Source organism: uncultured Dialister sp. (assembly GCF_900541605.1).
Taxonomy (GTDB): domain Bacteria; phylum Bacillota; class Negativicutes; order Veillonellales; family Dialisteraceae; genus Dialister.
On record NZ_UQKJ01000090.1, the window covers coordinates 1 to 7,674 of the forward strand.

General features: G+C 54.5%; 5 protein-coding genes. All 5 read right to left on the minus strand.

Features of this window, described 5'->3' with window-relative positions; translation table 11 throughout:
* Positions 1-557 precede the first annotated feature (557 nt).
* Positions 558-2,018 (minus strand): glutamate--tRNA ligase, encoded by a 1,461-nt coding sequence (gene gltX, locus QZR21_RS06810; protein ID WP_296974538.1) that lies wholly within the window; start codon positions 2,016-2,018, stop codon positions 558-560.
* The gene (gene ispD, locus QZR21_RS06815) at positions 2,018-3,184 is read right to left on the minus strand and encodes a 2-C-methyl-D-erythritol 4-phosphate cytidylyltransferase (RefSeq protein ID WP_296100192.1); all 1,167 of its coding nucleotides are present in this window, start codon (positions 3,182-3,184) and stop codon (positions 2,018-2,020) included. Before ispD ends, gltX begins: the two co-directional genes overlap by 1 nt.
* On the minus strand, positions 3,174-4,271 hold the full coding sequence (locus tag QZR21_RS06820) for a PIN/TRAM domain-containing protein (RefSeq protein ID WP_296100194.1): 1,098 nt from the start codon (positions 4,269-4,271) through the stop codon (positions 3,174-3,176). Before QZR21_RS06820 ends, ispD begins: the two co-directional genes overlap by 11 nt.
* Positions 4,272-5,295: 1,024 nt before the next feature.
* Positions 5,296-6,924 carry an MATE family efflux transporter gene (locus tag QZR21_RS06825; RefSeq protein WP_296098854.1) on the minus strand — a complete coding sequence of 543 codons (1,629 nt, stop codon included), beginning with the start codon at positions 6,922-6,924 and terminating at the stop codon, positions 5,296-5,298.
* Between the two features lie 153 nt (positions 6,925-7,077).
* A complete protein-coding gene (locus QZR21_RS06830) occupies positions 7,078-7,344 on the minus strand; it encodes a hypothetical protein (protein WP_296098857.1) in 267 nt (88 codons plus the stop codon).
* Positions 7,345-7,674 lie beyond the last annotated feature (330 nt).

Consider the following 7,674-nt stretch of genomic DNA (forward strand, 5'->3'; position numbering starts at 1 on the left):
TGTAGCGATTTTAAGGACAGATTCACTTATCATGCTGCCACCGCTCGAAATGACGAGTTAGGGGTAGTGTCAGTTGGAATGGCAACGTAGTTTCGAATATACTCGATCTCGGTCTCGACCTCGATCTCATCCAACGGAGGTTAGTGGATGGTGGCGCCGCAGGCTGACTCTCTTCCATCTATCGTCTATCTTCTATCGTCTCTTCGACGGAGCCACTATCGTGGTTCATAAGGCGGCGCTTTCAACAGAATCTGCGGCCTATCGGGTTGTAATACCGTCACAGGCATTTACCAGAAAGATCTCTCGACTCGTCGAAGCTGTAGCGATTTTTAGAAATAGAGTCACATGGCATGCTCACACCGCTCGAGATGACGACTTGGGATGGAGGCATTCATGGGGTAAGGCCCTACTGTATTTCATAAGGCGGCGCTTCCCCATTTGTGCGCCGCCACCACCATTCCTCACTCCTCATTCCTAACTGTCCCAGCCCCACCCGTTCGCACACTGCCCGTCCATCCCCACGAAAAAAGCCCCTTTCGGGGCTTTTTTGCTGCATATCAGCAGTATTTCAGGCTGTCCTGCAGGCGGGACAGGGATTTTTCTTTTCCGAAGAGGGCCATCATTTCGTAGAGGCCCGGGCCTTTGGTGACGCCGGTCAAGGCGATGCGGACTGGTTCGAAGGCTGCTTTGCCTTTGATGCCGGTTTCTTTCATGAGGGCGGAGAAGCATTTCTTGATGGACTGTTCATCGAATGTTTCCAGTCCCTTAAGGGCTTCTGCGAATTTGCGGATGATTTCGCCGCTGGTTTCCTGTTTCATGATGGACAGAGCTTCGGGATCTGTCACTTCCGGCAGGTCTTCGAAGAAGAGTTTCACGTTTTCCGGTGCCTGGGCGCCGTAGTAGAGGTGGTCACGGACGTACCAGACCACCTTGGTGAGCCAGTCTTTCTGTTCTGCGGAGAGGGGGCTCTTCACGTAGCCCGCTTTTTCGATGAAGGGGAGCGTGAGGTCTAAGAGTGCTTCGGGGGACAGTTTCTTCATGTACTGGAAGTTGATCCAGTTCAGTTTTTCGATATCGAAGACCGCGTCGTTGGAGGAAACCCGTTTCATGGAGAACTGTTTGATCAGTTCTTCCCAGGTGAAGATTTCCTGTTCTCCCTTCGGTGCCCAGCCCAGGAGGGCCAGGTAGTTCACCATGGCATCGGGGAGGTAGCCCATGTTCTTGTATTCGAAGACGGAGGTAGCGCCGTGGCGTTTGCTCATCTTCTTGTGGTCAGCACCGAGGATGAGGGAAATGTGGCCGAATCTGGGAATCGGATAGCCCAGGGCTTCATAGATGGCCAGCTGGCGGGGGGTGTTGGACAGGTGTTCTTCTGCCCGGATAACGTCGGTCACGCCCATGAGGGAGTCATCGATAACGACGGCGAAGTTGTACACCGGGATGCCATCGGATTTCACGATGATGAAATCCCCTACGTTGGCTGCCTGGAATTCCACGTGGCCACGAACCATGTCATCGAAGGCAAAGACGCCCTCTTTACGGACTTTGAGGCGGATGACCGGTTTTCTTCCTTCCGCCTTGTACTGGGCGATCTGTTCTTCTGTCAGGTGGCGGCAGTGGTCGTCGTATACCGGGGTCTGGCCGGCAGCGACCTGTTTCTTACGGCTTTCTTCCAGTTCTTCTTCGCTGCAGTAGCAGTAGTAAGCCTTGCCTTCGTCCAGGAGGCGCTGTACTTCTTTCTTGTAGATGTCAAGCCGTTCTGTCTGGCGGTAGGGACCATTCGGGCCGCCGACATCGATGCCTTCGTCCCAGTCCAGGCCCAGCCATTTCAGGGAAGCCTTGATATTTTCTTCCGATTCCCGGGAGGACCGTTTCAGGTCCGTATCTTCGATGCGGACGAGGAGGGTGCCGCCGGCATGGCGGGCTACGAGCCAGTTAAATAAAGCGGAGCGGGCGCCGCCGATGTGGAACGGGCCTGTGGGGCTTGGTGCAAAACGGACTTTCAGTTTCTTTTCCATTAGTTACTCCTCCTGAATACGATGGCGGAAGCCATGGCCGCGATGCCTTCCCTGCGGCCTACAGCTCCCAGTTTTTCATTGGTAGTTGCTTTGATGCCCACATCCATGGGCGATATATCCAATATGCCGGCGATTCTTTCTTTCATGGCCGGAATATACTGGGCAAGTTTTGGTTTTTCGGCAATCACCGTGGAATCGATATTCCCTACGGTATAGCCTTCGTTTTCGATGATTTTCTTCACCTCTGCCAGAAGGCGGCTGCTGTCGGCCCCTTCGAAGCGGTCATCGGTGTCGGGGAAATAGTGGCCGATATCCGGGAGGCCGCAGGCCCCCAGAAGGGCATCCATGATGGCATGGAGCAGCACGTCGGCGTCGGAGTGGCCCAGGAGCCCTCCGGTGTCGGAAATCTTCAGCCCCCCAAGGTGCAGGGGCCGGCTGTCATCGAAGCGGTGAATGTCGTAGCCCTGGCCCACCCGGAAGGGGCAGCGGTCTTTCCGGAGCATCTGCCCCAGCCGTTCCATGTCTTCGGGGGTGGTGACTTTGAAGAATTTCTCCTTCCCCGGGATGAGCTGCACCGGGACCCCCAGTTTTTCCAGCACCGACGCATCGTCGGTGAAGGTACCTCCCCGGGCGAGGAAATCTACGGCCCGCTGGAACAGACCTGTCAGGGCGCCCTGGGGGGTCTGGGCCCGGAAAAGGCTGCTCCGTTCCGGCGTTTCCACGATGCGCCCCTCCTCCACCTTCTTGATGGTGTCGATGCAGGGCACTCCCACCGCCACGGCAGGGTTTTCTTCGGAAATGGCCTGAAAGGCTTCATCAATGGTTTCCCCATCCACCAGGGGCCGGGCCCCGTCGTGGACGAGGACTTTGTCGGAGTCCTTCGACACCAGGGAGAAACCGTTCTTCACGGATCCCGCCCGGTCTTCTCCCCCCTGGGCAAAGAGCACCTTCACCCGGTGGGGAATGGAAGAAACGATGGACTCAAAAACGGGCCGTTCTTCCGGTTTCGTCACAATGACCAGTTCCGAAAGGAGGTGGCTCTTGAATACGTTTCTCAGGGTATAGTAAATCAAAGGGTGGCCCTCACAGGTAAGGAGGAGCTTGTTCAGGGATGCCTGCATGCGGCTCCCGCTCCCTGCGGCCACCAGTATAAGACTATTGATCATTGTCATCCAGCTTTGCAAAAATCATTTTTCCTGCGGAGGTCTGCAGGACAGACGTAATAATGACCGGCACTTCCCTGCCGATGGCATGGCTGCCGTTTTCCACCACGATCATGGTGCCGTCTTCCAGGTACGCCACGCCCTGGTCCTCTTCCTTCCCCTGCTTCACGAGCTGCACGAAGAGCTGCTCACCGGGAATCACCGCGGGCTTTAAGGCGATGGCCAGGTCATTGATATTGAGGACACTCACTCCCTGGAGCTCTGCCACCTTATTCAGGTTGTAATCGTTGGTGACGATTTTGTACCCCTTCTCCCGGGCCAGTTTCACCAGCTTCGAATCCACTTCCGTCATGTCTTCGAAATCGTCGGTGATGATGTGGAAATCTTTGCTGTTCTTCTTGATGTGGTTCAGGATATCGAGACCCCGGCGGCCCCGGTTCCGCTTCAGCACGTCGGAGCTGTCGGCGATCTTCTGGAGCTCTTCCAGCACGAATACAGGCACATAGAGGGGCCCTTCCAGGAAGCCGGTCTTATAGATATCGGCGATACGGCCATCGATGATGATGTTCGTATCCAGCAGCTTCCCTTCCTTCTTCGATTTCCCCTTCTTCCGGTCTGTTTCCGCATGGAGATGGAGCCAGCTGGCCATTTCCGATTTCTTGGAAACCGCCAGGTGCATACCCAGGTAGCCCAGGATAATGCTGAGGGCCACGGACACGTAAGGTCCGATATAGGGCACGCTGATAAAGGCGAGGCCCACCAGGTTCGCAATGATGAGGCCCAGGAACAGGCCCAGGGTGCCGGCGATGAGGTCCTGCACCGACATGGCGGACAGGGACTTCTCCACCTTCGACGTGAAGGCAAAGAGACACCGGTTCAGGTACGGCGAAACAAAGCAGCCGAAAACAGCCCCCAGAATGCCGCCCAGAAGCATGGCGCCCAGGGACATGAATGTCACGCCCAGGATCGTCTCCGTAAGGATCGAATTCGGCAGGAGCGCAGCCAGTACAGTCTCTCCCTGTCTGGATAATACGATACCTAGAACAGTAAAGAGCAATATGAATATTCCTCTTAGTATTTTTTCCGGCATCTTAAAATTCCTCAGCTAAAAATCCCATGTAACAAAAATCATCCAATCTGAATGTGAAAAGATAAAATTCCAGCCCTGCAGGCGGAATAATGTAAACGCTTTTTCATCATTTAATTATACCAAATCGGATACCTAAATTATACAGGATTTATGAAATTTTTATGAAAATTCTGATGGCCGGCTGGCGGTCATGCGTACGGGCGGGGCTTTGGAAAAATTAGGAGTCAGGAATGAGGAGTGGTGGTGCGCCGCATCAGAATAAAAGCGGCGCGAGTTTTGTATTCAGCCGCTTCGCGGCAAATGCACCCCTGCTGTCAGCTTCGCTGACGGCTCACCTTATTTTATAGTTAACCTCCCCCATCTATGGGGGAAAAGCAAGCGAACGGTGTTCGCAGGGAGCCGAAGGCGACTGAGAACACCGTGAGACGCTTTCCCAGCGAAGTCGGGGGTGGGCGAGTGCAGCGAGACGGAAGGGGGCTCTCGCTAAAGTCGCTCTGATCATTTCCAGCTAACATCAGAAGCTGTTCTAAGTCCTATCGGGTTGTAACATCTTCATAGTCATTTACCAGGGAGATTTCGGGGCTCATCGAAGCTGTAGCGATTTTTAAAGACAGAGCCACTACGACGCTTACCACCGCTCGAAATGACGATGAACGTATGGATTCACACGGAAAAAAGTGGATTTTCGAGAGGAATCAAAAGGCGGCGCTTCTCAATCTGTGCGCCGCCACCTTCCCCTCGGACGAAGCCCGTTCCCCTTGAGCCACCTTGCCCGCAGGGCATTCCCCCTCAGCCACTTTTCATTTGCCGCAGGCTATTGAGCTTTCCTAATAGCTAGTCACTAGAAGCTAGAAGCCCCCACACGGTCGCATAGCTGTCAGCCATGCAACGCACGGCCCGCAGGGCCTGGTCAGCTCAAGGCTCAAGGCTGAAGGCTCAATGCCCCCGCCCGTACGTACGCCGCTCATCCACATAAGAAAAAAACCGTGAACACAAAGTTCACGGTTTTTTCATGCTGACCACGCTATGGGACGTAGGCCCGGATGGCATGGCCTATGATGGACAGGTGCATATCTGTCAGGAGGGACAGGCGGATGGGGAGGACTTTTCTTGTTTCTGCGAAGATGTCCACTTCCTCTTCTTTTTTATCTTGGATCAGGGCGGAGAGCTTTTCTTCGGTCTCCGTGAGGAGAGCCAGCAGTTCTTCGGCCTGTTTTATATTTCTATGGAGGGCAGCGGAGTAGGCGGATACCGCCGGTACGGCCGCCGGTTCCCTTCCGGTGAAGAAGGCAAGGATGGATGCCATGGTGATGACCGGCTTTCCTGCCAGTTCCCGTTCCACGTAGAGGAGGCGGAGCACCATGAGGAGGGCGGAGCAGCCTACGCCGAAGTCGAGGCCCAGCCAGTAGGAGTCGGCGCCCAGGGCGGTGTGGCTGTCCAGGAGGAGGCTCATGGGGAAGCAGCCGCCCCAGTAGGCGATGACCATGAGGATGAAGGAAATTCTGGTGTCCTTCAGTCCCCGGAGAATGCCCTGGATGGGGGTGGAAATGGCATCAAAGAGCTGCCAGCCGGCGCTGTAGATGAGGAACTGGCCGGCAATCATGGCTACCGCCGCATCGTCGGTGTATACGGAACCGATGTGGGTCCGGAAGAGGACGGTGAAGGAAGCGGTGATGGCAGCTCCCGTGAGGGCTACGATAAAGCCTGCTTTTTTATACCGTTTCGCCATGTCCATATTGCCTGCGCCAACGGCGGTGGCAATGAGGATGGTGAGGGCCATGGAGCAGGATACCGGCAGCATGTAGACCAGGCTGGCAAAGTTGTCGGCGATCTGGTACGCCGCCAGGGCATCGGTGCCGTAGCGGGACAGGAATACGATGATGAGGCTGAACAGGCTCATTTCCATGAAAATGGAGAGACCGCTGGGTACGCCTACGACGAGGTATTCCTTCAGGTCCCCCATACGTATGGTGAGGCGGGAGAAGATTTCATGGCCCCTCAGTTCTTCTGTCTTCAGGACCACAAGCAGGAACAGGGCCAGGAGAACGCCGTAGGTCATCATGGTGGCCAGGCCGGCCCCGATGCCGCCCAGGGCAGGCATACCGCCGTGGCCGTAGATGAAGAGGTAGTTCAGCACCCCATTCACCGGAGGCGCCATGAGGAAAAGCTTCATGGAAATGGAGGTGGATCCCGCGGTGTCCGTGAGGCAGCGGAGCGGGATAATGAGACCCAGGAAGAAGACCACACCGATCATGGTCATGAGATAATACCGGGCAATGTAAGCCACCGAAGGCTCCAGGGCCAGGGAGGCCAGAAGGTCATCGATGAAGAGGAAGTAGGACGCTCCGAAGAGGAGGGAAATGAAAAGACCGATTGCCGCTCCGCATCTCACGATGAAGGGAAGGCTGTCCCTGTCTTTTTTCCCGATGAGCTGGGCCATGAGGGGGGTGCCGGCCATGAGAAGGCCGATGATAGAGGCCAGGAGCGGATAAAAGAGGCCCGCTCCCACCGATACGCCGGCCAGGTCGTCGGCGCCCGCATGTCCCGCCATGGTGGTATTAATAAAAGTTACTCCCGCCGTGGATACCTGGGCCACCAGGATCGGTATCATCACTGACAGTAACTTATGGATATCTTTTTTCACGAAAAACATACAATTCACTCTCCAAAGGAATCAAAAAAAGACGCCTCGCGGCGTCTCCTTTTCTTTAGAGAATGGATTTCCCGTTTTCCGGGCCACTTCAAAAAGAGCTCCGGAAAAAGAGTTTCATCACATGCTTGCCGCGCGGGGTTTCCCCCACGCTTTTCAGGCCATGGAAGAAACCTGGTATCCCGTGACAGATACCCCGTCATTCAGTTTTGCTGCAGTCGAAAAGCCGGAGGCAGTCCATCCCCCTGCCCCGATGAAACCTTTGAAGAAAGATGCAAAGGGAGAAAGAATGCGCTTGAAATTGAAGTTCACCCGGGAGGGCACGAGAAGATTGGCGCCTTCCACATAGAAAGCGGCCATGGCAAAGAGCAGGTACATGCTGCCGTACATCTCCAGGTCCATCAATTCTTCGATAACCATCATTCTTCCTCCTTTCTTCTGTATAAATCACCGCGTTGCCTTTTATTTATAGGATAGCGGCACTATGATATAATTATGACATACAAAGAGCCTTTTTCGTTTACGAATCAAAAAAATAGCCGTTTGTCAATAATCTGTAAAAAAGTTTTTTATTGGTATTTTTAATACCCACTTATAGTATACTCCTATACCAAGAAAAAAGCAAATCTGTCGATATAAGGATGGGCAGCAGTAGAACCCAACAGACGGGTAAATTCTTCGGCCAAAAGTTAGGAGTGAGGAGTGAGGAGTGGTGGTTAAAATGGACCCCGAGGAGTGGACACATCCGAAAGT